The sequence below is a fragment of the Helicobacter brantae genome, from assembly GCF_003364205.1.
GTDB lineage: Bacteria > Campylobacterota > Campylobacteria > Campylobacterales > Helicobacteraceae > Helicobacter_G > Helicobacter_G brantae.
This window is the reverse complement of the sequence record NZ_NXLV01000021.1, coordinates 1-23283: the sequence shown is the minus strand read 5'-3', so window position 1 is coordinate 23283 and position 23283 is coordinate 1. Positions and strand designations below refer to the sequence as shown.

Genomic DNA, 23283 nt, shown 5'->3' with positions numbered 1-23283 from the left:
TTGACTATGATTATTCTCACGCAATTCTCCCATTCTTTTATTCAAAGAGTTAAGATTTGCCATATACAAATCATAATTGAGAGTAAAGGCTGTGGCTGTGATTTCTTGCTCGGCTGCGATGACTTCAATATCAGAGATAGCTCCAATGTAGTAGCTTGTATAACCTCCACTTCCTAAGCTTCCATTCTCATCTGTAGAGGCTGTGGTGATTGTGGCTTTTGCTTCTGTAAAACCAGTAATGATTTTAGATTGAGATTCAAAGCTAATGCCTGAACTATTGGATACACTTGCCAATCTTACTGCACCTGATTCTCCTACTCCTATCTCATCAAGCATAACTCCCTCTTCTACAATGATACCAAAGTGATAGCTTCCTTGCTTATTTCCACTTCCTCCCTTGATAATAAAGGTGTCTGCTTGTGAGGCATTAGCTTGAGTTCCAAGAGTAAGAGAGCCACTTCCAGTGGTGATATTATCAATCACAAGATTTCTTCTTGTTTCTCTCTTTGCACTTCCTTCATTATTGATACCTTCTGTGAGAGAGAGAATATGAGTGCCATTTCCTAGAGTAACATTGCTGATATTGTTGTTCTCTCCTTTAAGCACCAAAGCTCCACTTCCTTTGAAAGAAACATTAGTGCTAGGAGTGCTTCCCACATCTCTAGGAATCATTCCTCCCACAACAGGAGTTCCACCACTGCTTACTTCTCCTGTGGTTACTACTCCTTGAATCACAGCATAAGCTCCATTACTAATGCTAATAGTAGTAGTTCCTGTTCCTGTTGTGCTTACTCCTCCTGCAATACTTCCACTATTGTTAAAGTTAATGTTTGTAGTTCCTCCTGTAGTGCTAATAGTTTGAGCTTTTCCAGAAGAGTTTTTCCAATTAAGTGTTGCTCCAGTTGTAGAAGTGTTCTCAAAATTGATTTCATTTGTTCCACTAGAGAAAGCTAAACCACTATCTCCATATTGTAAAACTACATTTTTAGCATTGAGATTGAAAGTATTTGTCCCATTATTTGAGAGAGTTCCACTGATTGTAGCTGTAGTGCTTGAAGCTTCACTTGTGCTAGAGCCAAGATTGAAGGTTGTGGTTCCTGTGCTATCTGTAGTAAGTCCATTTGTGAAAGCCAATTCTACACCATCATTGAGAGTGAATGCTAGTGCTTGAGTGTTTCCACTTGTTTCCCCTACACTTAAACTATTTCCACCAAATGTCGTTGTTCCTTGAGAGAGAACAATAGTGTTGTTTGTAGAATTTCCTTCTGTATCAAAAGCAAAGTTTGTGATTGTATTTCCACCTGAACCAAGAGTCAAAGTCTTTGCACCACTTCCACTAGCAAACTTGATTGTAGTAGTTCCTTGTGTTGTGCTAACAGCACCTTGAATGAGTGCATTGACACCATTTGCATTTCTAACACTTCCACTCTCTTCATTTTCTGCAGAAGTGAGATTAGCTAGAGTAATTGTCGTTGTTCCTCCATTGGTGCTGATAGAGGCTTTAGTGCTATCTCCTGCAATAGTTCCACTATGATTGAAGTTGATTTGTGTGTTTCCACCTGTGGTAGTGATAGTTTGAATTGCACTTCCATCGCTATTTTTCCAAGAGAGTGTCGCACCACTAGTGTTCTCAAAGTTGATTGCATTTGTTCCACTAGAGAAAGCTAAACCACTATCTCCATATTGTAAAACTACATTCTTAGCATTGATATTGAAGTTTGTTGTTCCTAGAGTGCTGTTGGATTGAATATCAGTATTGCTAATTACTCCATCAATTGTAGCCACTACATTTTCTATATCACTAGGGCTTCCAAAGTTGAGATTTGTAACTCCATAGCTATCTGTTTGGATATTGGCTTGAAGAGTGCTTGTCCCATCTTTGAAGTTGATGTAAGTTTGCCCTCGATTGGCACTATCCTTTCCAATCGTAAAGATTGTTCCAAGATGAGAAGTGTCTTTACTGCTTTCATCATTGTAGAGGGAGAAGGTAATACCTTCAGCTCCAGAGTTGAGATCAATCTCTGTGATTGTCCCTGCATTCTCTGCTAGAGTTGCAATGGATTTAGCAACAACAGAGGCTTGAGCAATGCTATTAGCAAATCCAATGCTACTCTTTGCTCCTTTGGTGAGAATATTTTGCAAAGATGAAGCAGTGCTATCTTTAAGCACTAGAGTTTTGCCTGTAGTGGAGAAATTGATTTGGTTATTTCCTCCACTTCCTTGCAAGATTAACCCATCAGTGTTTGCATTAAGTGTCAAATCATCAGAGATAACAAACTCATTAACTCCTCCATTGTTTGCGACTACATCTCCACTCCAAGTTACAGAACTTGCTTTGTTGCTTCCATCAGTAAAGGAAATGGTTGTTTTTGCTAAAGAGGTATTGCGTGCTTCTTCTTCTGAAACTGCAGGAATCTCTGTGGTGAGATTGCCATTGAAAGTTCCACTTCCATTGCTTGAGCTTCCAATGAAAATAATGTTGGTTTCTCCACTATTTGTAGTAAGTGTTGTGGCTGTATTACTGCTATCAGCAAAAGTAAGAGATTTAGTATTTGAGATTTTAAAGATATTCTTACCACTTCCTGCAGTTCTAGTAGCTGTAATGCCTGAAGTTACCTTAGTGTTCTCTTGGATATTGAAAGTGTTGTTTCCATTGCCACTTGCAATAGAGATACTAGTCCCAGAGAAAGTATTTGTTCCTGTTCCATTGAAAGTGATGTTATTGTTTCCACCACTTGCTGTGATAGTTGAGGTTTCATTTCCTAGAGTATTACTTGTTGTGCTAGAGAAAGTAATCGTATTGTTTCCACCACTTGCTGAAATATTTCCAGTGATAGAAGAAGCTCCTGCTCCAGAATTAAAAGCAATGGTGTTTGTTCCACCACTAGCATTGATTGCTCCTGTGATAGAGCTTGTTCCAGCAGAGAATGTAATGTTGTTTTTTCCTATTGCATTGTTATGGGCATTTGCTGTAATTGATGCAGAAATTGTATTGGTAGAGCCTGAACCAGAGAAAGAGATGGTATTGGTTCCAAATACATTGGTACCAGTTCCAAGAGCTGTTGCATTTGCAGTAATATCTCCAGTAATGTTATTTGCATTAGTGGAACTGATAGAGATAGTGTTTATACCACTATATCCTGTATTTGTTCCACCTGATGTAATATCTGTAATATTGGTTGTTCCACCCGTAATAGTAATAGTGTTGGTGCTACTATTTGTTGAAATTGTGCCAATAGTTGTATTTGCACCTGAAGTAATAGTATTTTCTCCATTGCTTGCAGTTAGATTATCAATTGTTAGATTTCCACTTAAAAGATGAATGGTATTTTTAGCTACTCCCGTAGAAGCTCCATTACTGCTTTCTGTACTCACTGTTCCAATATGGATAGTTCCTGTTGCAAGTCCTGTAATGCTTTCTAAAGTTCCATTACTAGAATTTGCTGGTGTATAGTTACCAATAATGTTTTGATTATTAGTAGTGGGTTGCCCATTTGTTGTGGCACTTAGGGTTTTTATGTTGAGTGTGAGATTATCTGCTGAGATGATATTTTTGGCAGTTCCTCCTCCAGTTGCAGTGATGGTTTGGGTTGTTGAACCCTTGGTATATGTATCATCTCCTATTGTAAGAGCTATTGTGCTTCCAGCTCCATTTGTTGCTGTAATGGTATTGATTCCACTATTTGCAGAAAGACTCTTGGTGATTTTATTTGTTGTCCCTGCAAATGAAATGGTGTTGTTTCCACCACTTGCAGTGATATTTCCAGAGAGTGTATTGGTAGCAGAAGCATTGGAGAAAGTAATCGTGTTTGTTCCACTATAGGTTCCTCCTGTGAGAGCTACTGAATTTGCAGTGATTGCTCCAGTGATTTGGTTTGTGCCTGATGAGCCGATAGAGAGGGTGTTACTTGCATTTCTGCTATAGTTATCTCCATTTGAGGAAATGCTACCGATTGTGATAGCTCCTGTTCCACTTGTGGTGATGTTATTTTCTCCTCCAGTGGCTGTAATACTTGTTGTGCTTAATGTCCCATTATTGTTGATTACAATCGTGTTGTTTCCCAAACCTCCTGCTTCAATAGTTGTGAGTGTGGTAGTTGCACCAGAAGTGATTTTGTTATCTCCAAAACTAGCACTGAGGGTATCGATTTGCAAAGTTCCAGTTCCTAGATTGATAATATTCTCAGCAGTTCCACTTTTGGCAAGGCTAGTAGAATTGGTATAAGCCTTTTTGATATGGATATTTCCTGTTTGTATTGCTGTGATACTCTCTTGAGTGCTTCCACTTGCTGGTGTATAGACTCCGATAATATTTCTTCTTGAACCACCACTAATTGTCGCATATGATGTGTTATCAGCAAAAAGCTCATTGATATTCATCGTTAGGTTTTGGGCTGAGATGACATTCATTCCTGCCTCACTACCTGAATTGCTAGTATTGGCTTTGATATTGTATGTATAGTTACTATCCCCAATTGTAAGCCCATAATCTGAAGTGATAGTATTGGTTGCTTTTTTATTGACAGTGATGTTCCCAAGTATAGTGTTTTGGGCATTTTGATTTGTGAATGTAATGGTGTTTGTTGTTGTTGAATATCCACCTTGAGCTGTAATATCTCCTGTAATTTTATTGCTTGTAGAGGAATTAAAAGTGATAAAAGTATTTGTCTTAACATTATTTGCATTGACTGGATCTACTCCTTGAACTCTTCTTACTTCAGATGTTTCGCCGTTAAAAATAACATTGGTTAAGTAATTGTATTGAGTTGCCCCCTCTTGTGTTATATTCCCAACTATAGAATTTGTCGTATCAAAAACAATTTGGTTGCTAGTATCTTTGGAGGTTACATTTCTTTGTCCCACAATTGTTCCAATAGTGGTTGATGCTCCAGTAAATGTCGTATTTCCACCTTTGAAGTAGATTTTTTGACTTAGATTGGAGAGGTTGTTAAATGTATTTGTTCCACCACTCAATGTGAGATTTCCACCAATCCTAGTATTATCTCCAGAAAAAGTAAAAGTATTTGTCCCATTAGAGAGTGTTACACTTCCTGTTATAGCATTAATATTGGTAAAGGTGCTATTGCTATTTCCTCCACTTAATGAAACATTTCCTCCAATCGTGCTTGTTCCATTTTCTTGAAAAGTAAATATATTTGTGGCATTGCTTCCAGTATTTGTTACATTCCCTGTGATTCCTCCATTTGCTTGAGTAAATCTAAGATTGATTCCTGCATCTCCATCAACAGTTACACTTCCATTAATTCCCAATCCTCCAAATGTTCCAGTGTTTGTATTCCCTCTTGCCCCACCTGCAAGAAGATTACCAATCAAAGAATAGTTTTCACTAGTTACACCAGAGAGATCTACTGTGATTGTTTTGTTATTTGCACTAGAGAGAAATTTTCCTGATCTCATTTCAAGAGAACCTGATTCTGTCATATTGATTGTAGAGTTACTTACGAGAGTTAATGATGTACTTGCACTACTTGCTTTGATTGCATAGCCACTTCCTGAAACTTCTCCTGCATCACTAGATGTGCTATTAAAAGACAAGAATAACTGTGTTATAGCTCCTCCAGAGGTTTGTTGTGGAGAATAGCTTCCATTAGAGGAATTCCAAGCGATTCCAAAAGTGGAACTAGTATCAGAACTCCCACCATTGGTGCAAATTACAGGGCTTCCATTTGTTACAGCACAAGTGGCACTCCCCACACTCACCCCTAAAGCAAGAGCCAAAGAGCTTGCCACAAGGGGTTTGAAAAATCTGCTAGGTTTAGCGACTAAAGTTTGAGAAGAGAGGGTGTTAGATTTTGCTACTACCCCCCCCCCCTAGAGTTTTATTCTTTTTAGTCATTGTTTTTCCTTTATGTTGAGGTTTTGGATTAAATACGAAGCAAATATTCTATCAAAAATTTTGATTTTTTACAATATATTTTTTGATTTATGGGGGGGGGGGGGTAATTACAAATACCGATATTATAAGGCTTTAGAGAGGTTAATCCCCAAGAGGGGAAGGGGAGATTAGAGTTTGTCAGCGTTGTTTTTGAGGTATTCAGCGACACCCTCAGGACTTGCTTTCATTCCCTTATCGCCTTTATGCCACCCAGCAGGGCAAACCTCACCATACTCTTCAAAGAATAGCAAAGCATCTACCATTCTAATCATTTCATCGACATTTCTACCTAGTGGCAAGTCATTGATGACAGCGTGGCGAACGATCATATTTCTATCGATGAGGAATGATCCTCTAAGTGCGACTGCATTTCCAAAAAGGATATCATAATCTCTTGAAATCTCTTTGGTAAGGTCAGCTACCATTGGGAACTGCACTTGTCCGATCCCTCCTTGCTCAATAGGAGTGTTTTTCCAAGCAAGATGGACAAACTCTGAGTCGATAGATACACCAATGACGCTAAATCCTTTGGCTTCAAAGTCTTTCACTCTCTTATCAAATGCGATGATTTCTGAAGGGCATACAAAAGTGAAGTCTTTTGGCCAGAAAAATAGCACTGCACCATTTTTGCCTAGATTTTTGGAGAGTTGAAAACTCTCATTGATTGTATTGTCTTTCATTACCGCTGTGGCTGTGAAGTCAGGAGCTTTTCTTGTAACTAGCATAATTTTTCCTTTGGTTTATAAAATTTCATAGATGATAATTTTTATCAACTAGTGAGAAAATTATAGAGCCAAAAAGATAAACAAATGAAAAATTGCTAAAACTTTATCAAAAATAGGATAGAATGCAAAAAATTTCAAATACGAGGTGTTTTCAATGAAAAATGAATTCCTTTTTACTTCAGAGTCTGTAACTGAAGGACATCCTGACAAAATGGCAGATCAAATCAGTGATGCGATCTTGGACTATATCATCGAGCGTGATCCTAAAGCTAGGGTAGCTTGTGAAACTTTGGTATCCAATGGATTTTGCGTGATTGCAGGAGAGCTAAAGACGACAACTTATGCACCGATGCAAGAGATTGCTAGAGAAGTGGTGAGAGAGATAGGATACACTGATGCACTTTATGGCTTTGATTATAAGAGTGCAGGGATTCTCAATGGTGTGGGAGAGCAAAGCCCTGATATCAATCAAGGGGTAGATAGAGAAGATGGAGAGATTGGAGCAGGGGATCAAGGGCTTATGTTTGGTTATGCGTGTAGGGAAACTGATGTGCTAATGCCTTTGCCAATCCACCTAGCTCATCAACTCACTTTTGGACTAGCTCAGAAGAGAAAAGATGGCACACTTCCTTTCTTGCGTCCTGATGGTAAATCTCAAGTTACGATTAAATATGTAGATGGCAAACCTGTGGGGATTGATACGATTGTTATCTCCACTCAACACTCTCCTGAAGTTACACAAAAGCACCTCAAAGATGCAGTGATTGAAGAAGTGGTTTATAAATATATCCCCAAAGAGTATTTGAGTGATAATATTCGCTATTTTGTCAATCCCACAGGGCAATTCATCATCGGTGGCCCTCAAGGAGATGCAGGACTTACAGGAAGAAAAATCATCGTAGATACTTATGGAGGGAGCTGTCCTCACGGGGGAGGGGCTTTCAGTGGAAAAGATCCTAGCAAAGTAGATAGAAGTGGAGCATACGCAGGGCGATATGTGGCTAAAAACTTGGTAGCAAGTGGAGTATGTGATAAAGCCACGGTGCAAGTAGCCTATGCAATCGGTGTAGTTGAGCCTGTATCAATCCTAGTCAATACTCACGGCACAGGAAAGGTAGAGGATAGCAAGATTTGTGAATGTGTCAAAAATGTGTTCAACCTCACTCCTAGAGGGATAATTGAAAGCCTAGATTTATTGCGACCAATTTATAGAAAGACAGCAAGTTATGGACACTTTGGAAGAGAGTTGCCTGAGTTTAGTTGGGAGAAGACTGATAAAGTTGAGGCGATTAAAGACTTTTTGAAAATCTAAATATTTATAGAAAAGGGGGTGGATTTGGATAAGGTTTGCAAAAGTTGGAGATTTTATGCTAGAATACTCTCACTTTCAAGGGCGGACGAGCGCCCACCTTTATCTCACATAAGATTTCAGAGTATCATTCCCAATACAAGTAATCAAATCATCTAAAAAATCTAAAATCTTCTCAGGCATTACTCCAATAGTCGAGCCATTTTCTTTGTGGGTAATTCGAGGAAAAATATCCCCATTTTCTTTTTGTGTGATTTTTAATAAATTTTCCCAATGAAACGCACGATTTCTAATGTTGCGAATAAGATTGAAAACAATAATGTTTTTGTCAAGGTTGGAGAAATTTGTCCTTTTTCCATTGATACGACAGAAGTTTTTGTTGCTCCAATGGTAGTTTTTGAAATCCATATTTTTTAGCTCAAACATATAGGATTCGACTCTAAAAGCTCTAATAAGCTCAATCACTTCTCCAAGCATCAATCCTGATAGGATTTGATGAGTTTCTAGCTCTATAAGAGGGGTTTGTCCTTTTTGTCTGATGATGGCTAGGGCTTTTTGCTCTTTTATCCAATTCTCACCCTCAATTCTTTTGAGACAAAAATCAAGCTTATTGCGTAAAAAGATTTCAAGATTTGCAATCCTTTTACCTGCTTCAAAAGCTAGTTTAAGGTTTTTATAATGTGCTTCCAAGCTCCCTTCATAGCTCTCTAATCGTTTTTTGGAAAGAATAGAGATAATGTCTTTGTCAAATAATTCAAGCGTTTGTTTGGAAAGTTTTTGCATCTCATCTCCTTTGGTTTGATTTTAGCATAGTGAGAGTTTTTGATAGAGAGAGAAAAGAAAAAATGCAAAAAGTTATAAACTTCTACAAAAACTTTGTTATACTCACAATCAAGTTCAAAATGAGAATCTGAACTAAATATTCCAAAAGGAGCTAAAATGTCTGTAAAGATTACTGATATTTGTATCGCTTGTGGTTCTTGTATTGATGAGTGCCCTGTAAGTGCGATTGTAGATGATGATGATAACCCAGAGGGAACAGGGACATATTATGTCTATCCTGATAAGTGTGTTGAGTGTGTAGGACACAATGATGAGCCTGCTTGTGCAAATGCGTGTCCAACTGATGGATGTATCGTTTGGAGTGCAGTAGGAACTGTGAGCCGAGATGAAATCGGTGCTGATTTGAGAGATGGGACTCACCCTGTTTGCTAACTCAATCTAAACCCCCTCTTTAAGAGGTGGGTTGATAAAACTCCCTTTTTTAACATTTTTTCTCAATTTTTACACTTTAAAGCGATATAATCATAAATTTATTATTTTCTAGCAATGGAGATTTATGGAGAAGACATTATCGATTATCAAGCCTGATGCTGTGGCTAAGGGAGTTATTGGAAAGATTATTGATCGATTTGAGAGCAATGGGCTTAGAATCGCAGGAATGAAAAAACTTCAGCTTAGCACACAACAAGCCGAAGAGTTTTATGCGATTCACAAAGAGCGTCCATTTTATGCAGACTTAGTGAAGTTTATGACAAGTGGTCCTGTGGTGGTTATGGTGCTTGAGGGTGAGAATGCAGTGAAAAAAAATCGTGAGCTTATGGGTGCGACAAATCCAAAAGAGGCTGATAAGGGAACGATAAGAGCAGATTTTGCAGAGAGCATTGAGGCTAATGCAGTGCATGGAAGTGATAGCTTGGAGAATGCAAAAAATGAAGTTGCATTTTTCTTTGATGGAAGAGAAATACTCTAAGTGAAAATCGAATTCAAAAAAATCACAGCCACTCCTAAGAGCTTCTCTCTTGAGAGTGAGGGAGTGGTTTTGAGTGGAGAAGTGAAGAGAGTTTCGGCTAAACTCTTTGAAATCAACGCCCATTTGGAAGGAGAGATTACTCTAGTTTGTGATAAAAGTGGGGAAGAATATCAAGAGCCTTTAGATGAGGAGTTGGTTTTGTATATTTCAAATGGTGTTTGGGATATGCAAAGCCAAAGTGATTTGATGACAGATTTTGATGTCATTGAATTCTTTGATGGCTTTATTGATTTTGAGTATATTTTGCAAAGCGAAATTAACTCAATCAAAATGGATTATCATATAAAACAAGGAGAATAAAATGGCAGTACCTAAGAGAAGAGTGAGCAAAACTAGAGCAGCTAAGAGAAGAACACACTACAAAATCACTTTGGCAAAACCAATCAAAGATAAAGATGGTAGCTGGAAACTTCCTCATACAATCAACAAATTTTCAGGAAACTATTAATTAGCCGATGAAAATTGTTTTGGATGCAATGGGGGGAGATTATGGGGTGCAACCCATTGTTGAAGGACTTATTTCTGCACTCAAAAAAGAAAATTTCTCTCCTATCATCGTAGGCGATAGCAAGGAGATTGAGAAATTTGTCCCCCAAGAGCTAAAATCAAAGATTCAAGTTATTCATTGTAATGATTATATTGCTATGCACGATCACGCTTCAAGTGCAACCAAACGCAAGGAGAGTTCTATCTATGTAGGAATGGAGTTGCTTAGGGAAGGTGAGGCTGATGCGATAGTTTCTGCTGGGCATAGTGGTGCGACAATGAGTTTGGCGACTTTGAGGCTTGGAAGAATTCAAGGTGTTTCACGCCCTGCAATCTGCACGATGATGCCCACTTCCATTGAGGGAAAGTATAGTCTAATCCTAGATGCAGGGGCAAACACAGATTGCAAACCTGAGTATTTGCTTGACTTTGCTTTGATGGGATATGAGTATGCCAAAGGTGTGATGGGAATCCCTCATCCAAAAGTCGGACTTCTCTCCAATGGCGAGGAAGATATCAAAGGCAATGAACTCACAAAAGAGACTTTCCCACTTCTAAAAAATTATGATTTTTTCATCGGAAATGTTGAGGGGAAAAATATCTTTGATGGCAGTGTAGATGTCGTGGTGTGTGATGGATTTATCGGAAATTTGGTGCTAAAGTCAAGCGAGGGTGTGGCAAGTGCAATCAGCAAAATGCTAAAGCAAGAGATTAAAAAATCAATCTTTTCTATGCTTGGAGCAATGCTAATGAGAAATGCTTTTAAAGCCCTTAAAGCAAGGACAGATCATTCAGAATATGGTGGAGCTCCATTGCTAGGAGTGAATAAAACCGTCATTATCAGTCATGGAAGCAGTAATGCTAGAGCGATAGAATGTGCAATTTATCAAGCAATTCATACGCTAAAAGCCAATGTTTGCGATAAAATCAGAAAATCTTTTGAATCCATAGAAAGGTAGATGATGAAATACGCTTCGCTAAAATCAATCGCTTCTTATGTGCCTAGTCGCTGTGTGAGTAACTTTGATCTTGAAAAAATGGTAGATACGAGTGATGAGTGGATTACCAAACGCACAGGGATAAAAACGCGATATTTTGCAGAGAGTAGTGAGGCTACAAGTGATTTGGCAACCAAAGCAGGGCAAGAGGCGATTAGAAGAGCAGGGCTAAAGCCAAGTGATATTGATATGGTGATTGTGGCAACTTTAAGCCCTGATTATATCGGTATGCCTTCCACTGCGTGTATCACTTCTTATAATCTAGGGATTGAGAATGTTCCTGCATTTGATATTACCACAGCTTGTACAGGATATATCTATTTGCTTTCAATGGCAAAAGCATTTATCCAAACAGGGGAATATCAAAATATCCTTATCATTGGGGCTGAGAAGATTAGTTCTTTGCTTGATTTTAGTGATAGGACGACTTGTGTGCTTTTTGGTGATGGGGCTGGAGCTTCAGTGGTGAGTGCGACAGAGAATGAGGGGGAGGCGATTGTTGATGTGCATATCAGTGCCAATGGAAAATATAGCGATTTTCTCATCACTCCTGCGTGTGGGAGCAAAATCCCTGCAAGTGCTGAGGCTTTGGCAAATCACTTACAATTTATCAAAATGAAAGGTAATGAAACTTTCAAACTTGCTGTAAAGACTTTGGCAAGTGATGTAGAGCATATTTTGCAAAAAAACTCCATTGCTCCTAGTGAAGTCAAATACTTTATCCCTCATCAAGCCAACCTCAGAATCATCTCTGCTGTGGGGGAAATGCTAGATTTCTCAAGTGATCAGGTAGTGGTAACGGTGGATAAATACGGCAATACTTCAGCAGCTTCTATCCCAATGGCAATCAATAGCGTTTATGAGAGTGGAAAACTTGCAAAAGGTGATTTGCTTTTGCTTGATGCCTTTGGGGGAGGATTGACTTGGGGTTCTGCACTCCTTAGATTTGGAGGAGATTCTCTCTAATCCTCTCTAGCTCCCTGACTGCCCCCTCTAAGTCATCAGAGCTAATCGTAATCTCACAATCAGTTTGGCGATACACTCTATCATAATACTTTTCTAGCAAAATCTCTGCAATGCTCTCAAAATCTCTTTTATCCCAATGTTTAAGTATATCTTCTAGGTATTCTTTTTGGATATAGGGGCGGATTTTTTGAAGGGAAGAGAGAAAATCTTGCTCTTTGATTGAAGAATATATCGCTACAATTCTTTGGATACGCTTTTGCATTGAGGAGGTTATCAGCACTTTGTATCCGCTATGATAAGCTTGGAAAAAGGGTGTAGGGAGAATGATTTTTCCTAGTTTTTTGCTCTCTCCCTCTATGAGTAAAACTCCACTTTTTTGATCTAATTCTTCATAAAGCTCATTTTCAAACATTGAGTTTGAGGGTTGTCCCAAAAAAGAGTTTGCTTCATCTCCAAAGCTAGAGCCATAGTGTTTGCTTAATCCTTCAATGTCAATACTCCAAGAAGAGCAATGCTCTATAAGCTCACTTTTGCCACAGCCTGTCATTCCATATAGGGTAATGAAGTGCTGAGTAGGAGGAGTGGAGAAGTAGGTTAGCACTTTGTTGCGATAGGTTTTGTAACCCCCATCAATTCTCTCACAATCAAAGCCAATAGAGGAGAGGATACTCCAAAAACTTTTGCTCCTCTGTCCCCCTCTAGCACAATAAAGGATTAGCTTGTTTTTGGGGTGAAAAATTTCTTGATTCTTTAGATGTTGGGCAATATTTTGGCAAATGTATATGCTTCCTATGCGTTTGGCTTCAAAGGTGTTTTGGCGATAGAGTGTGCCGACTTCTTCGTATTGGGCGTCATCTAGCACTGGGAAAGAGAGGGCGTTGGGGATATGAGAGTAGGCATATTCTCTTTTGCTTCTCACATCAATAATGAATCTATTTCGCACTTTTTCTTCCTAGCATTTTGATTGCCTCTATGAGGAGAGAGAGTAGGGCATAGAGCCATACAAGTGCGTCCATCATATACACAAAGACATTTCCCCCTCTTAAGAAATATCCCACAAGGCAGAAAAGATAGAGAAAGCCTAGATAGGGCTGAATAAGATAGGCAATGATTGTGATAAGGGAAGCGACAAGAATAGAGGTGCTAAAGCTCAGATGATACAAATCCAATCCCCACAGATAATTGATATTTCCCCAAAATAGCACAAAGCCAAAAATGAGGATAAAAAACCTAGCCCTGCTATTGAGTGAGAGGAAAGAGAAGGTGGGGAGAAGGTAGGAGGCTAGAGGGTTTTTGGGGAGAGAGAAAAGTGAGCCAATACAAAGCAAGGCAAGAAAAAGACTAGGATTGCCACAGAGGGTATCAAGCCATTGCGTGATACTTAGGGAGCAAATCAAAGGGAGATTGCATAAGATTGCTACACCTCCTGCGATGAGAAAAGCGATTTTGCTTCTTTTGCAAAGCAGAACACACACACAGAAGATAAAGATTGTGTAAATTGTGGTGTTATAAGTCATTGAATATCCTTAAGCCATTGGGTATTAAATCGAATGTGGGCGATGTGAGAGCGATTGTAAGTATAGACAATATCTATCCACTCTCCATTGCTGATTGCTGTGGGGTAGGAAACCTCAACGCTTTTGCCTCTCTCCCTTTTGCCTTTGGCGACATCAAGGATAGTGAGCTTTTTCCATTGATTGTCAATGAGTTGAGATAGCACAAGTGTGCCTCTTGATTCTTCAGGATTTTTCTCCCTAGTGTTATGCACAAGGAAGATTTCTTTTCCTATCCCAAAGAGAGCAATTGAGTTGCCTTCATTGATGATATTGCTAGGGAAGGGCTCACCCCAATCTAGACCACCATTGAAGCAGTATTGCATACTCATAGGTTTATCATAGTAGTTGCGAAAAACTGCAAGGCATTCTGTGGAGCTTAGAGAGAGGAGTGAGGGCTGAAGCTGACCAGAGAGAGAAGTAGTTTTGATATCCTCAATCACATTGCCTTCTTTGTCAAATCGCACGATGAGAGGGTATTTGTCTGCAAGTTCGTGATAGATTGGCAGATAGAATCCACCATCTTGCAATGTGATAGCTTGAGCTCTGACAAGGTGGCTGAGGTTGAGAAGCATTCCTAAATCTAGGCGTTGTTTATACTCAAAACTTGCTCCATCATCTTTGGAGATATAGTGATAGATTTTGCTTGTTGCCCACCCTCCAAAGCTTACACCCACGACAAAAAGGTGGATTTCTCCTAGATTTGAGCGATAGAGTGTAGGGTTGCCTAGCATTTTGATGAATTGCTTAGAATCATTTTTTAGCCTAGTGCGATTGAGATAGCTCTTTGGCTCACTCCAAGTATTGCTTGAAGGCTCATAAATGCTTCCATAGATTTCTACATCAGGTTTGCCCTCTCCACTTCCTGCAAACCACATCGCAAGAAGCCTGTCATCACTTAGGCGAGTGAGGGTGGCTGAATGCACTGAGGGTGCGTGAGGGAGAGTGGGGAGAGAGTTGTAGAAATATTGAGCTTTTTGTGTAGGAATCTCTTTGGGTGGAAGAGTGAAGAGAGGAGGAGTGGGGGATTTGTGTGTGAGAAAAATCCCTGCAATGATTGAAAGTAAAAGCAAAGCAAATATTCTAGTCATCTTATATCCTTAAAAATAGATATTTTACCTTATTGGTTTGATTGCTAGAAGAAAAATTTGATTTTGTTTAAGATATTTACAAAATTTTTACAATCTATACTTTTTGGATTTGAAAATAAGTGAAGGGAATTTGTAGGATTGATTGGGGTGATTTACTAAAAACAAGATATAATCCTACCTACATTCAAGGGGCGGACCGACGCCCACCTTTTAAATCTTCCTATATTTCATCTCAATATCTTGAAAATCTCTCATCACTTGATTATCAATGCAATTAAGTAAATCATCTAAAAACTCCAAAATTTTATCAGGAGCAATCCCTATCCTTGTTTGATTTTTCTTCTCTTCATTTTTGGGATAAATTGTTGTAATGCGTGGATAGATTTTGCCATCTTGCTTGATTGTGACTTTTAGCAGATTTTCCCAATGAAAACACCGATTTCTAATACTTCGCATTAGATTAAGAGAGATGATTACTTTTGAAACATTGGAGAAAAATGTTTTCTTACTATTGATTTTGAAAAAGTTATTATTGCTCCAGTGATATTTTTTGAAATCTAAATTCTCTAGCTCAAACATATAGTGTTCTACTTTATACTCTCCGATTAGCTCTATCACTTCTCCTAGCATTAGACTTGAGAGGATTTGAGAAGGAGATAGCTCTTGAAGAGGGATATGATTTTTGGGGGTAATGAGATCTAGACTTCTCTCCTCTCTTATCCACTCCTCTCCCACTAACTTTCTCAAACAAAAATCAAGCATATTCCTTAGATAAATCTCTATCTCTGCAATCTTATGTCCTGCCCTAAGGGCTAAAAGTCGGTTTGCATAATAGCTTTCTATATCTCCCTCATAGCTCTTTAGTCGTGATGAGGAGAGGATAGAGGTAATATCAGCTCTAAAAGATTTAAGTGTGTCTTTGGAGAGTTTTTGCATTTTTGCTCCTTAGAAAGATAAGTATTGGATATTTCAAAAATGAAATAAACTCTATTGTAGCTTATTTTGATTTTGATTCAAAAGTTGCAAAGATTGGTTTTATTTTTCTGTTTTTTAGAAAACTCTAGCTACTCTTCCCCCTAAGTTTTGCTATCTCATCTCTTAGCCTAGCAGCTTCTTCAAACTCTAGTTTTTTGCTTGCTTCTAGCATTTTGGCTTTGAGTTCTTTGATGATACTCTCTAGCTCGGCTTTTGGAATCTTAGCTTTGCTTTTTCTCTCATAGAGGTTGGCACTACTTTCAAGTTTGAGCTCATCTTCGACTTGGCGTTGCACACTTTTGGGGGTGATGTTGTGCTTGGCGTTATACTCCATTTGTTTGGCTCGGCGATAATCTGTGATTTCACAAGCCTTCTTCATTGAGTTTGTCATCTTTTGAGCATAAAGTAAGACTTTTCCATTGATATTTCTAGCTGCCCTTCCCATTGTCTGAATAAGGCTCGTTTCACTTCTCAAAAACCCTTCTTTATCTGCATCAAGTATAGCGACAAGACTCACCTCAGGGAGATCTAATCCCTCTCTCAAAAGATTGATTCCCACAAGCACATCAAACTCTCCTAGTCTTAGAGAGCGGATAAGATGATTTCTCTCAATCGCATCAATCTCGCTATGCATATACTCAATTTTGATTCCCATATCTGCATAGTATTTGCTTAGCTCTTCAGCCATTTTTTTGGTGAGAGTCGTGATAAGCACCCTCTCTTTCCTCTCCACCCTTAGCTTGATTTCTTCAAGTAAATCTAGCACTTGGTTTTGACTATCACGGATTTCATAGAGTGGATCAAGTAATCCTGTGGGGCGGATAATCTGCTCTGCGATATGCTCTCCACTTAGCTCTAGCTCCTTTTCAGCAGGTGTGGCTGAAACAAAAAGAAAATGAGGAGGTTTAGTGATAAATTCATCAAATTTGAGTGGGCGATTATCCAAAGCACTTGGAAGTCGGAATCCATATTCCACTAGCACTTCTTTTCTGCTCCTATCCCCTGAATACATTCCACCAAATTGGGGGAGGCTCACATGAGATTCATCGACAATGATAAGATAGGGTTTGCCTTTTTGCTCAAAATAATCAAGGAGAGAGTAGGGAGTTTCTCCTGCTTTTTTGCCTGTGAGGTGGCGTGCGTAGTTCTCTATCCCTTTGCATATCCCACTTTGAGCAATCATCTCTAGATCAAATTCTGTTCGACTTTTCAGTCTTGAATGCTCCACCATTTTATCTTCTCTCACAAACTCTGCCAATCTCTCTGAAAGCTCATCTTCAATGCCTTTAATCGCTACTGAGAGCCTATCGCCTCCGACGATGAATTGATTGGCAGCATAAAGCACATAAGAGGGAATGGATTTGAAAAACACATTGCTTAGGGATTCCATAATGGAGATTTTTTCAATCTCATCACCAAAAAACTCCACTCGAATGTATTCACTTTCATTGTAGGCTGGGAAGATGTCAATCACTTCTCCAATCACTCTAAAATTCCCTCTTTCAAATACACTATCATTCCTTGTATAACCCATTTCTACAAGCTTGACAAGAAGGGATTTTTGAGGGATTTGCATTCCCACTTCTAGCTTTTCTATCATTTGCAAATATTCTTCAGGATTACCCAATCCATAGTTGGCTGATACACTTGCTACCACAATCACATCATCATAAGCTAGGAGAGAGGTGGTGGCTGAAAGTCTAAGTCGCTCTAAATCCTCATTGATAGAGCTATCTTTTTCGATAAACAAATCTCTTCTAGGGATATAAGCTTCAGGCTGATAGTAATCAAAGTGAGAGATGAAATACTCAACGCGATTGTTAGGGAAAAAGCCCTTAAATTCACTATAAAGCTGAGCAGCTAGGGTTTTGTTGTGAGTCATAATCAAAGTTGGCATATTGAGTTTGGCAATAATGTTTGCCATAGAAAAAGTCTTCCCACTTCCTGTAACGCCAATAAGAGTTTGATAGCGATTGCCTTGTAGGATTGAATCAGTGATTTTTTCTATGGCTTGGGGTTGATCTCCTGAGGGAGTGTAAGTAGAGTTGAGTTCAAATTTTTTCATTTTTAACTTTCATATTGGAATTTTGTTTTTGATATTCTACAAAATATTTTTGTATGGTAGAATCTAGGAAATAATCCCTACAAAACTATCAAGGAATTTTATGTCAGTCTTGGAAAAATTAATCAGCAAAATTGATGGGCTTTGCCAAAAGATACAAGAGCAAAAAGAAGAAATCGCCTCATTGCAAAGAGAGAATGAAGAGCTAAAAAATGCAATGGAGAAAAAAGAGGTTGAATACTCTCAAATGCTAGAAAATCAAACAAGTGAAAGCCGACAGCTTGAAGCACTCTTTGAGCGAATCGATGAAGTGATGGGCGATAAAAGATTATGAGTGAGACAATCAAAGCGACAATCAAAACCAAAGATGGGACAAGAAGTTTTGCACTCCCCCTCAAAGTGATGTCTGCAAAAACTCAAGAGGTTTTGAGGGGGTTTTTTGAGAAAAAAGAGCAGGTGAGTATTGAGGAGGTTTTGTCGTTTTTGATTTCTCAATCTGAGAGCAACACCAAAAATCTTGAAAAGTTTTTTAGACTTCAAGAGGAAAATAGCAAACTAAAAGACAATCTCAAAGAGCAAGAAAACAAGCTTGAACAACTCTACAAAAAGCTTGAAACCCTTTGAATTACTATACTCTAGCATTTTTTGATAATTCCCCTATCTTGACTTATTGCTCTAGGCAAAAACTAGAAGAAGGGGAGGTGGTGCTTTGTGATGTGAGGGGTAGGCAAAGAGAGGGGGTAATTTTGCAGAGTGTGCAAAAGCCAAGTTTTGAATGCAAAGAAGTGCAAAGAAGTGGCAAGGCTTTTCTTCCTCATCAAAATCATCTAGCCCGTTTTATCTCTGAGTATTATTGTGCTAGTATTGGGCAAAGCTATGGGATTTTTCATCCCTTTATAGAGGGGGAGATAGAAGAGGGGAGGAGGGGGTTTGTAGCCAAAAATGCCCTCAGTCCTATCCAAAAAGAAGCCTTTGATTCTCTTAAGCAACGCTCTTTTTCCCTGCTCTTTGGAGAGACAGGAAGCGGGAAGAGTGAAGTGTATATCCACTTGCTAATTGAAGTGCTAAAAGAAGGGAAACAAGCCCTTTTTTTGATGCCTGAGATTGCTCTCACTCCTCAAATGCAAAAGCGACTAGAAGTTGTCTTTGGCGAGGCGATGGGGGTGTGGCATTCTAAGATGAGTGCCAAGAAAAAAAGAGAAGTGCTAGAGGGATTGTGTCGTGGTAGGATTTCCCTCATCATTGGCACAAGAAGTGCATTGTTTTTGCCCTATAAGAATCTAGGAGTGATTGTTGTTGATGAAGAGCATGATGATTCTTACAAATCCCAAAGCAACCCCAAATATAACGCCAAAGATTTGACAATTTATCTAGGTAAAAAATTTGATTTGCAAGTGCTTCTAGGCTCTGCAACTCCTAGTGTCAATTCCTATTATCTTGCCAAGAGGGAAAAAGCTATTTTTTCCCTTCCCAAGCACTTTGATTCAAGCAATGAAGTGGTATTTTTGAAGCAAAAAACAGAGCTAAGCGAGAGTATTTTTGAGGCAATTGCAAAGAGCTTGGAGAATCAAAAGCAAGTGATGATTTTCCTACCTACAAGAGCAAATTTCAAAACCCTTTTGTGTGGGAGTTGTGGGGGGAGTGTGCAATGCCCTTATTGTAGTGTGGGAATGAGTTTGCACCTCAAAGAGAGCAAAATGAGTTGTCATTATTGTGGATATTCTCAAAGTATCCCTTTGGTGTGTCCAAGCTGTCAGAGTGAAGAGCTGATTTCTCAAAGGATTGGCACAGCTCAAGTCGCCCAAGAGCTGAGAGTGAGGTTTCCTCAAGCAAGAATAGAGCTATTTGATAGAGATCATATCACTACTCAAAAGAAGCTTGAAACCACGCTCAAAGAGTTTGCCAAAGGAGAGATTGATATTTTAGTAGGCACACAAATGCTAAGTAAGGGGCATGATTATCACAATGTCAATCTTGTAGTAATTTTGGGATTGGATTATGTGCTAAGTGGTGGGGATTATCGAGCTAGGGAGAGGGCTCAATCGCTATTTTTTCAAATCAAAGGCAGAGGAGGAAGAAGAGAGAGGGGAGTGGTGCTAATGCAGACGCTCAATCCTTGCTTTTTTTCTTATAAACATTATGAGGAGTTTTTGGAAGAGGAGCTAAAATATCGCAAAGATTTATATCCACCCTTTTTCAAACTTGCTCTTTTGATTTTCTCTCATTGCAATGAGAGTGAGGCAAAGAGAGCAATGAGTAGGGCGATGGTTGAGCTTAACTCTTTTGGATTGGAGCTAGAAGTGGTGGGAGGAGGAAGTGCATTGATAGCCAAAATCAAAACCCAATATCGCTATATGATTATGCTACGAGCCAAAAAAATTTCCCCCATTCTTAAGGCTTATCATCTTTTGAGGGCAAAAGAGGATTTTGAGATTGATATAGATCCTCTAAATATTGTGTAAAATTTCAAGAAAAATGGAGTTTGAGTTATGAAAATTGCTTTGGAGTGTCAATCTCTTTTGTTGCAAGATGCGTTGCGTTTTTATCTATCTGATTTTTTGTGTGATGTGGCAAATTGTGATTTTATCGTGAGTGATTATCTGCTAAAAAGCTCAAAGCCTGTCTATCTCCTCTCCTCTCAAGAAAAAACTTTGCCCTTTATCCCCAAAGATTTGCTAAGGGATTTAAAAATCTTTTATCAAAAAAATTGCAATCAAATCTATGAGCAAAACCCACGACTTTCTCAAGGCAATGATGAGCGATTGAGAAGTGAGATACAGGCTTTGCTTATGGAGTTTGCTGATAGATTCTTGCAAACGATTAAGAAGTATCGATGAGTTCTAGCATTAGAGTGATAGGGGGCAAGTATCGAGGATTAGGGCTAGAGATGAGAGATAGCCCCACTACACGCCCTACAAAATCTATCCTAAAAGAATCGCTTTTTAATGTTTTGCAAAGTGAGATAGGGGGAAGAGTGTTTGTCGAGGGATTTGGAGGAAGTGGATCTGTGGGGATAGAGGCTTTGAGTCGAGGGGCAAGGGAAGCGATTTTTGTAGAGTATGATTCTTTGAGTTTGGAAGTGTTGAGAAAAAACCTCTCCAAACTCAAAGATGAGAAGACCAAAAGTTTTTTGGGAGATAGTTTTGTCCTTTTGCCTCAGATTTTAGAGGGGATAGAAGAGGAGGGGATTTTGTATCTTGATCCACCATTTTGCATCAGAGAAAATATGCAAGATATTTATAAAAAATGTTTTGCAATGGTGGAAAAAATCAAGAATCCTCAAATTTTTCTTGTAATTTTTGAGCATTTAAGCACTTATGAAATGCCAAAAACTTTGGGGAATTTCTGTATAATTAAAGCTAAAAAATTTGGAAAAAGCACTTTGAGTTATTATGTAAAGGAAAGTAGAGATGTCTGAAGAAGAAGTCAAAGAAGAGAAAAAGAAAGGCAATAAAGGCTTGATTATTGCCGTTATTGGGATTTTGGTGCTACTCATTGTGGCTGTTGTGATTTTGGTATTTATCTTTTTAGGTGGCAAAGAGCAACCCCCTGCTGAGGGAGGAGAAAGCACACATCAAGCTCCAAAAGAAGCTCCAGCACACGCCAATGCAAGATCGGATTTTGCAAAAATGGGTCCTGTGTTTGTCATCCCTGAGCCCTTTGTAGTCAATCTAATGGGGCAGAGTGGAAGAAGATATTTGAAGGCTTCAGTTGCTTTGGAGTTGAGTGCTCCTGAATTTCAAAAGGAAGTTACAGCAAAATTGGTTCTAATCAAAGATAGAATCTCTCAAATCCTTGCTTCCAAGACTTTTGAGGAAATCTCAACACCAAAAGGAAGAGATAAGCTCAAAGAAGAGATTTTGCAAGAGCTAAATTCTTATATGGTTGATGGTTATTTCAAAAGTGTTTTATTCACAGAATTTGTAATCCAATGATAGGGATTGACTTAGTTTCTATCTCACGCATTCAATCTTCTTGTGAGCGATTTGGGGAGAGATTTCTCAATCGCTTTCTTTCTCCTCAAGAGCAAAAGCTGTGTTTCAAAGATGATAATATCTCTCTTAATTTCCAAAGAATAGCAGGGTTTTGGACAATCAAAGAAGCTGTATCTAAGGCTTTGGGTGTAGGGATAGGGGGAGAGCTAGGATTTTTGGATATTATCATCAGCAAAACTCCCAAAGGAGCTTCAAAAGTGGTATTGAGTGAGGAGAAAATGCAAATCTTTGGAGTGAAGCAGATTGCTGTGAGTGTGACTCACGATGAGGGATTGGCTATCGCTTCGGTATTGATAAGTAAACACTCATTTTGATTAAAACTAAAAACAATATCCAAAGCTTAATCCTCCAAAGTCATGCCCACTATTGGGATTTTCTAATGTTCCATTGGAATAATGCTTGTAATAAACCTCAATCTCAAAACCCTTAAAAACATATCCCAAAAAGAATCTTTCACCAAAGGTTACCTTTGAACCCACACGATCATCAATTTCTGATTTAATATAAAGTCCTATACCAATTCCAAAAAACAAATTTCCAAATCTTGAGGGATAAATAGGCAAGGTAAGATCTTGAGAGATACCCACAATTGCAAAATTATACTTAGGGGGGGGGGGGACTTAGTGAGAATACCCCTCCTATTTCAAAGTTGATTCGAGCGGGGAGTTTAAAAATCCGATTGGGTTGTGCATAGATAAGATTTGTATTGATATAGCGTCTTTTTGGGGAGAGGTTGCCTGCAAATTCTAGTCGGATAGAATTTTGTGTGGAGTGTTGAGTTTCATCAAAAATAGGGTGAGAGAGCAAATTGCTATCTTGAATAAAATAAGTCCAAAGATTGGAGCAAAAAAATATCAACAAAACATAGAATCTACAAAAAAGCCCCATAGGATTTCTCCATTCTTTAACCCTCTTTTTGAAATCCCTATGTGTTTTTGGAATATACACTATATGTCTTTACTCAAGATAAATAAGGGCTTTGAGTTATAATGATGTTTTTGAGAAAAAAAAAGGGGGGGGGGAGCTGGGGAGTCAGTAGCCAAAAAAGAGATTGAGCCAGAGTGAAAAGGTTTTAAGAAGTATCAGCAAATCTTTGCTAGAGTGAGCCAAGCCCACTCTAAATAATGAAAAAACTAACAAAGAAAAAACAAAGCCTTTTTAAGATAAAAATCTCAACAAAGCAGTAGGCTCTGTGATACCTCTACTTTGAGAACCCTCTTTAATCTCTCATAGAGATATCAGCAAGACTACTATCTATCTATGATAAGCCCTTTTGATAAGGGCTTGATTTCCACTCCCCTTTTTTCTTTTTTCTCACCCCTCTTTCCCTCATTTTATTTCCCACCCCTTTTTTTATCCCACCCTTTCTCTATCCTCATATCCTAGAAACTATATCTTGCTCCAAGATTGAACT

24 protein-coding genes are annotated in these 23283 nt (G+C 38.7%); 14 read left to right on the top strand and 10 right to left on the bottom strand.

From position 1 onward, the window contains the following. Together CQA58_RS07885 and CQA58_RS07880 are read right to left on the bottom strand one after the other, a co-directional pair. Positions 1-5739 (bottom strand): beta strand repeat-containing protein (locus CQA58_RS07885; protein WP_147288631.1); only part of this gene is annotated, 5739 nt, incomplete at its 3' end. A gap of 285 nt (positions 5740-6024) precedes the next feature. After that, a complete protein-coding gene (locus CQA58_RS07880) occupies positions 6025-6621 on the bottom strand; it encodes a peroxiredoxin (protein ID WP_115570168.1) in 597 nt (198 codons plus the stop codon). Between the two features lie 154 nt (positions 6622-6775). Here CQA58_RS07880 and metK point away from each other — a divergent pair, with 154 nt between their 5' ends. Next, a complete protein-coding gene (gene metK / locus CQA58_RS07875; protein WP_115570167.1) occupies positions 6776-7933 on the top strand; it encodes a methionine adenosyltransferase in 1158 nt (385 codons plus the stop codon). Positions 7934-8032: 99 nt separating this feature from the next. On the opposite strand, the gene CQA58_RS07870 is transcribed toward metK, so the two are convergent. Next, positions 8033-8713 (bottom strand): CAAX protease, encoded by a 681-nt coding sequence (locus CQA58_RS07870; RefSeq protein ID WP_115570166.1) that lies wholly within the window; start codon positions 8711-8713, stop codon positions 8033-8035. 156 nt (positions 8714-8869) lie between these two features. Here CQA58_RS07870 and CQA58_RS07865 point away from each other — a divergent pair, with 156 nt between their 5' ends. From CQA58_RS07865 to CQA58_RS07840, 6 genes are all read left to right on the top strand, one after another. Further along, complete coding sequence (locus CQA58_RS07865; RefSeq protein ID WP_115570165.1) at positions 8870-9145, top strand: DUF362 domain-containing protein; 276 nt, start codon at positions 8870-8872, stop codon at positions 9143-9145. A gap of 124 nt (positions 9146-9269) precedes the next feature. Beyond that, positions 9270-9683 carry a nucleoside-diphosphate kinase gene (ndk, locus tag CQA58_RS07860; protein ID WP_115570164.1) on the top strand — a complete coding sequence of 138 codons (414 nt, stop codon included), beginning with the start codon at positions 9270-9272 and terminating at the stop codon, positions 9681-9683. Further along, positions 9684-10043 carry a DUF177 domain-containing protein gene (locus CQA58_RS07855; RefSeq protein ID WP_115570163.1) on the top strand — a complete coding sequence of 120 codons (360 nt, stop codon included), beginning with the start codon at positions 9684-9686 and terminating at the stop codon, positions 10041-10043. Between the two features lies 1 nt (position 10044). After that, the gene (rpmF, locus tag CQA58_RS07850; protein ID WP_115570162.1) at positions 10045-10191 is read left to right on the top strand and encodes a 50S ribosomal protein L32; all 147 of its coding nucleotides are present in this window, start codon (positions 10045-10047) and stop codon (positions 10189-10191) included. Between the two features lie 7 nt (positions 10192-10198). Further along, a complete protein-coding gene (plsX, locus tag CQA58_RS07845) occupies positions 10199-11188 on the top strand; it encodes a phosphate acyltransferase PlsX (protein ID WP_115570161.1) in 990 nt (329 codons plus the stop codon). A 3-nt stretch (positions 11189-11191) separates the two neighbouring features. Next, positions 11192-12193 carry a beta-ketoacyl-ACP synthase III gene (locus CQA58_RS07840; RefSeq protein WP_115570160.1) on the top strand — a complete coding sequence of 334 codons (1002 nt, stop codon included), beginning with the start codon at positions 11192-11194 and terminating at the stop codon, positions 12191-12193. Here the strand turns inward: CQA58_RS07840 and mnmH are convergent. The 5 genes from mnmH to uvrB form a co-directional block, all read right to left on the bottom strand. After that, a complete protein-coding gene (gene mnmH, locus CQA58_RS07835; RefSeq protein WP_115570159.1) occupies positions 12168-13136 on the bottom strand; it encodes a tRNA 2-selenouridine(34) synthase MnmH in 969 nt (322 codons plus the stop codon). The genes CQA58_RS07840 and mnmH overlap by 26 nt on opposite strands. Then, a complete protein-coding gene (locus CQA58_RS07830; RefSeq protein ID WP_115570158.1) occupies positions 13126-13710 on the bottom strand; it encodes a hypothetical protein in 585 nt (194 codons plus the stop codon). The genes mnmH and CQA58_RS07830 overlap by 11 nt, the downstream gene beginning before the upstream one ends. Further along, complete coding sequence (locus CQA58_RS07825; RefSeq protein ID WP_115570157.1) at positions 13707-14837, bottom strand: exo-alpha-sialidase; 1131 nt, start codon at positions 14835-14837, stop codon at positions 13707-13709. Before CQA58_RS07825 ends, CQA58_RS07830 begins: the two co-directional genes overlap by 4 nt. 210 nt (positions 14838-15047) lie before the next feature. Further along, on the bottom strand, positions 15048-15773 hold the full coding sequence (locus CQA58_RS07820) for a CAAX protease (RefSeq protein ID WP_115570156.1): 726 nt from the start codon (positions 15771-15773) through the stop codon (positions 15048-15050). Between the two features lie 124 nt (positions 15774-15897). Beyond that, positions 15898-17877 carry an excinuclease ABC subunit UvrB gene (gene uvrB / locus CQA58_RS07815; protein ID WP_115570155.1) on the bottom strand — a complete coding sequence of 660 codons (1980 nt, stop codon included), beginning with the start codon at positions 17875-17877 and terminating at the stop codon, positions 15898-15900. 100 nt (positions 17878-17977) lie between these two features. Between uvrB and CQA58_RS07810 the strand changes: the two genes are divergently transcribed. The 7 genes from CQA58_RS07810 to acpS are packed head-to-tail and all read left to right on the top strand — an operon-like array spanning position 17978 to position 22183. Continuing rightward, positions 17978-18208, top strand: coding sequence for a cell division protein ZapB (locus CQA58_RS07810; protein WP_115570154.1), 231 nt, complete (start codon positions 17978-17980; stop codon positions 18206-18208). Next, positions 18205-18498: a hypothetical protein gene (locus CQA58_RS07805; RefSeq protein WP_115570153.1), complete on the top strand. Its 294-nt coding sequence runs from the start codon at positions 18205-18207 to the stop codon at positions 18496-18498. Before CQA58_RS07810 ends, CQA58_RS07805 begins: the two co-directional genes overlap by 4 nt. Beyond that, positions 18495-20336: a primosomal protein N' gene (locus tag CQA58_RS07800; RefSeq protein WP_115570152.1), complete on the top strand. Its 1842-nt coding sequence runs from the start codon at positions 18495-18497 to the stop codon at positions 20334-20336. Before CQA58_RS07805 ends, CQA58_RS07800 begins: the two co-directional genes overlap by 4 nt. Positions 20337-20363: 27 nt before the next feature. Next, positions 20364-20711, top strand: a complete 348-nt coding sequence (locus CQA58_RS07795; RefSeq protein ID WP_115570151.1) for a hypothetical protein — start codon at positions 20364-20366, stop codon at positions 20709-20711. Next, positions 20708-21292, top strand: a complete 585-nt coding sequence (gene rsmD / locus CQA58_RS07790; protein WP_115570150.1) for a 16S rRNA (guanine(966)-N(2))-methyltransferase RsmD — start codon at positions 20708-20710, stop codon at positions 21290-21292. Before CQA58_RS07795 ends, rsmD begins: the two co-directional genes overlap by 4 nt. Continuing rightward, positions 21285-21809, top strand: coding sequence for a flagellar basal body-associated FliL family protein (locus CQA58_RS07785; RefSeq protein ID WP_115570149.1), 525 nt, complete (start codon positions 21285-21287; stop codon positions 21807-21809). Before rsmD ends, CQA58_RS07785 begins: the two co-directional genes overlap by 8 nt. After that, on the top strand, positions 21806-22183 hold the full coding sequence (gene acpS / locus CQA58_RS07780) for a holo-ACP synthase (protein ID WP_115570148.1): 378 nt from the start codon (positions 21806-21808) through the stop codon (positions 22181-22183). Before CQA58_RS07785 ends, acpS begins: the two co-directional genes overlap by 4 nt. 6 nt (positions 22184-22189) lie before the next feature. Here the strand turns inward: acpS and CQA58_RS07775 are convergent, their stop codons facing one another. Both CQA58_RS07775 and CQA58_RS07770 read right to left on the bottom strand, forming a co-directional pair. Beyond that, positions 22190-22402 (bottom strand): acyloxyacyl hydrolase, encoded by a 213-nt coding sequence (locus CQA58_RS07775; protein ID WP_211305727.1) that lies wholly within the window; start codon positions 22400-22402, stop codon positions 22190-22192. Positions 22403-22472: 70 nt separating this feature from the next. Further along, complete coding sequence (locus CQA58_RS07770) at positions 22473-22757, bottom strand: hypothetical protein (protein ID WP_115570146.1); 285 nt, start codon at positions 22755-22757, stop codon at positions 22473-22475. Positions 22758-23283: the final 526 nt, after the last annotated feature.

Coding starts and splice junctions, on each gene's coding strand:
- CQA58_RS07880 (WP_115570168.1), bottom strand. CDS start 6,621: ATGCTAGTTACAAGAAAAGCTCCTGACTTCACAGCCACAGCGGTAATG.
- metK (WP_115570167.1), top strand. CDS start 6,776: ATGAAAAATGAATTCCTTTTTACTTCAGAGTCTGTAACTGAAGGACAT.
- CQA58_RS07870 (WP_115570166.1), bottom strand. CDS start 8,713: ATGCAAAAACTTTCCAAACAAACGCTTGAATTATTTGACAAAGACATT.
- CQA58_RS07865 (WP_115570165.1), top strand. CDS start 8,870: ATGTCTGTAAAGATTACTGATATTTGTATCGCTTGTGGTTCTTGTATT.
- ndk (WP_115570164.1), top strand. CDS start 9,270: ATGGAGAAGACATTATCGATTATCAAGCCTGATGCTGTGGCTAAGGGA.
- rpmF (WP_115570162.1), top strand. CDS start 10,045: ATGGCAGTACCTAAGAGAAGAGTGAGCAAAACTAGAGCAGCTAAGAGA.
- plsX (WP_115570161.1), top strand. CDS start 10,199: ATGAAAATTGTTTTGGATGCAATGGGGGGAGATTATGGGGTGCAACCC.
- CQA58_RS07840 (WP_115570160.1), top strand. CDS start 11,192: ATGAAATACGCTTCGCTAAAATCAATCGCTTCTTATGTGCCTAGTCGC.
- CQA58_RS07830 (WP_115570158.1), bottom strand. CDS start 13,710: ATGACTTATAACACCACAATTTACACAATCTTTATCTTCTGTGTGTGT.
- CQA58_RS07825 (WP_115570157.1), bottom strand. CDS start 14,837: ATGACTAGAATATTTGCTTTGCTTTTACTTTCAATCATTGCAGGGATT.
- CQA58_RS07820 (WP_115570156.1), bottom strand. CDS start 15,773: ATGCAAAAACTCTCCAAAGACACACTTAAATCTTTTAGAGCTGATATT.
- uvrB (WP_115570155.1), bottom strand. CDS start 17,877: ATGAAAAAATTTGAACTCAACTCTACTTACACTCCCTCAGGAGATCAA.
- CQA58_RS07810 (WP_115570154.1), top strand. CDS start 17,978: ATGTCAGTCTTGGAAAAATTAATCAGCAAAATTGATGGGCTTTGCCAA.
- CQA58_RS07805 (WP_115570153.1), top strand. CDS start 18,205: ATGAGTGAGACAATCAAAGCGACAATCAAAACCAAAGATGGGACAAGA.
- CQA58_RS07795 (WP_115570151.1), top strand. CDS start 20,364: ATGAAAATTGCTTTGGAGTGTCAATCTCTTTTGTTGCAAGATGCGTTG.
- rsmD (WP_115570150.1), top strand. CDS start 20,708: ATGAGTTCTAGCATTAGAGTGATAGGGGGCAAGTATCGAGGATTAGGG.
- CQA58_RS07785 (WP_115570149.1), top strand. CDS start 21,285: ATGTCTGAAGAAGAAGTCAAAGAAGAGAAAAAGAAAGGCAATAAAGGC.
- acpS (WP_115570148.1), top strand. CDS start 21,806: ATGATAGGGATTGACTTAGTTTCTATCTCACGCATTCAATCTTCTTGT.
- CQA58_RS07770 (WP_115570146.1), bottom strand. CDS start 22,757: ATGGGGCTTTTTTGTAGATTCTATGTTTTGTTGATATTTTTTTGCTCC.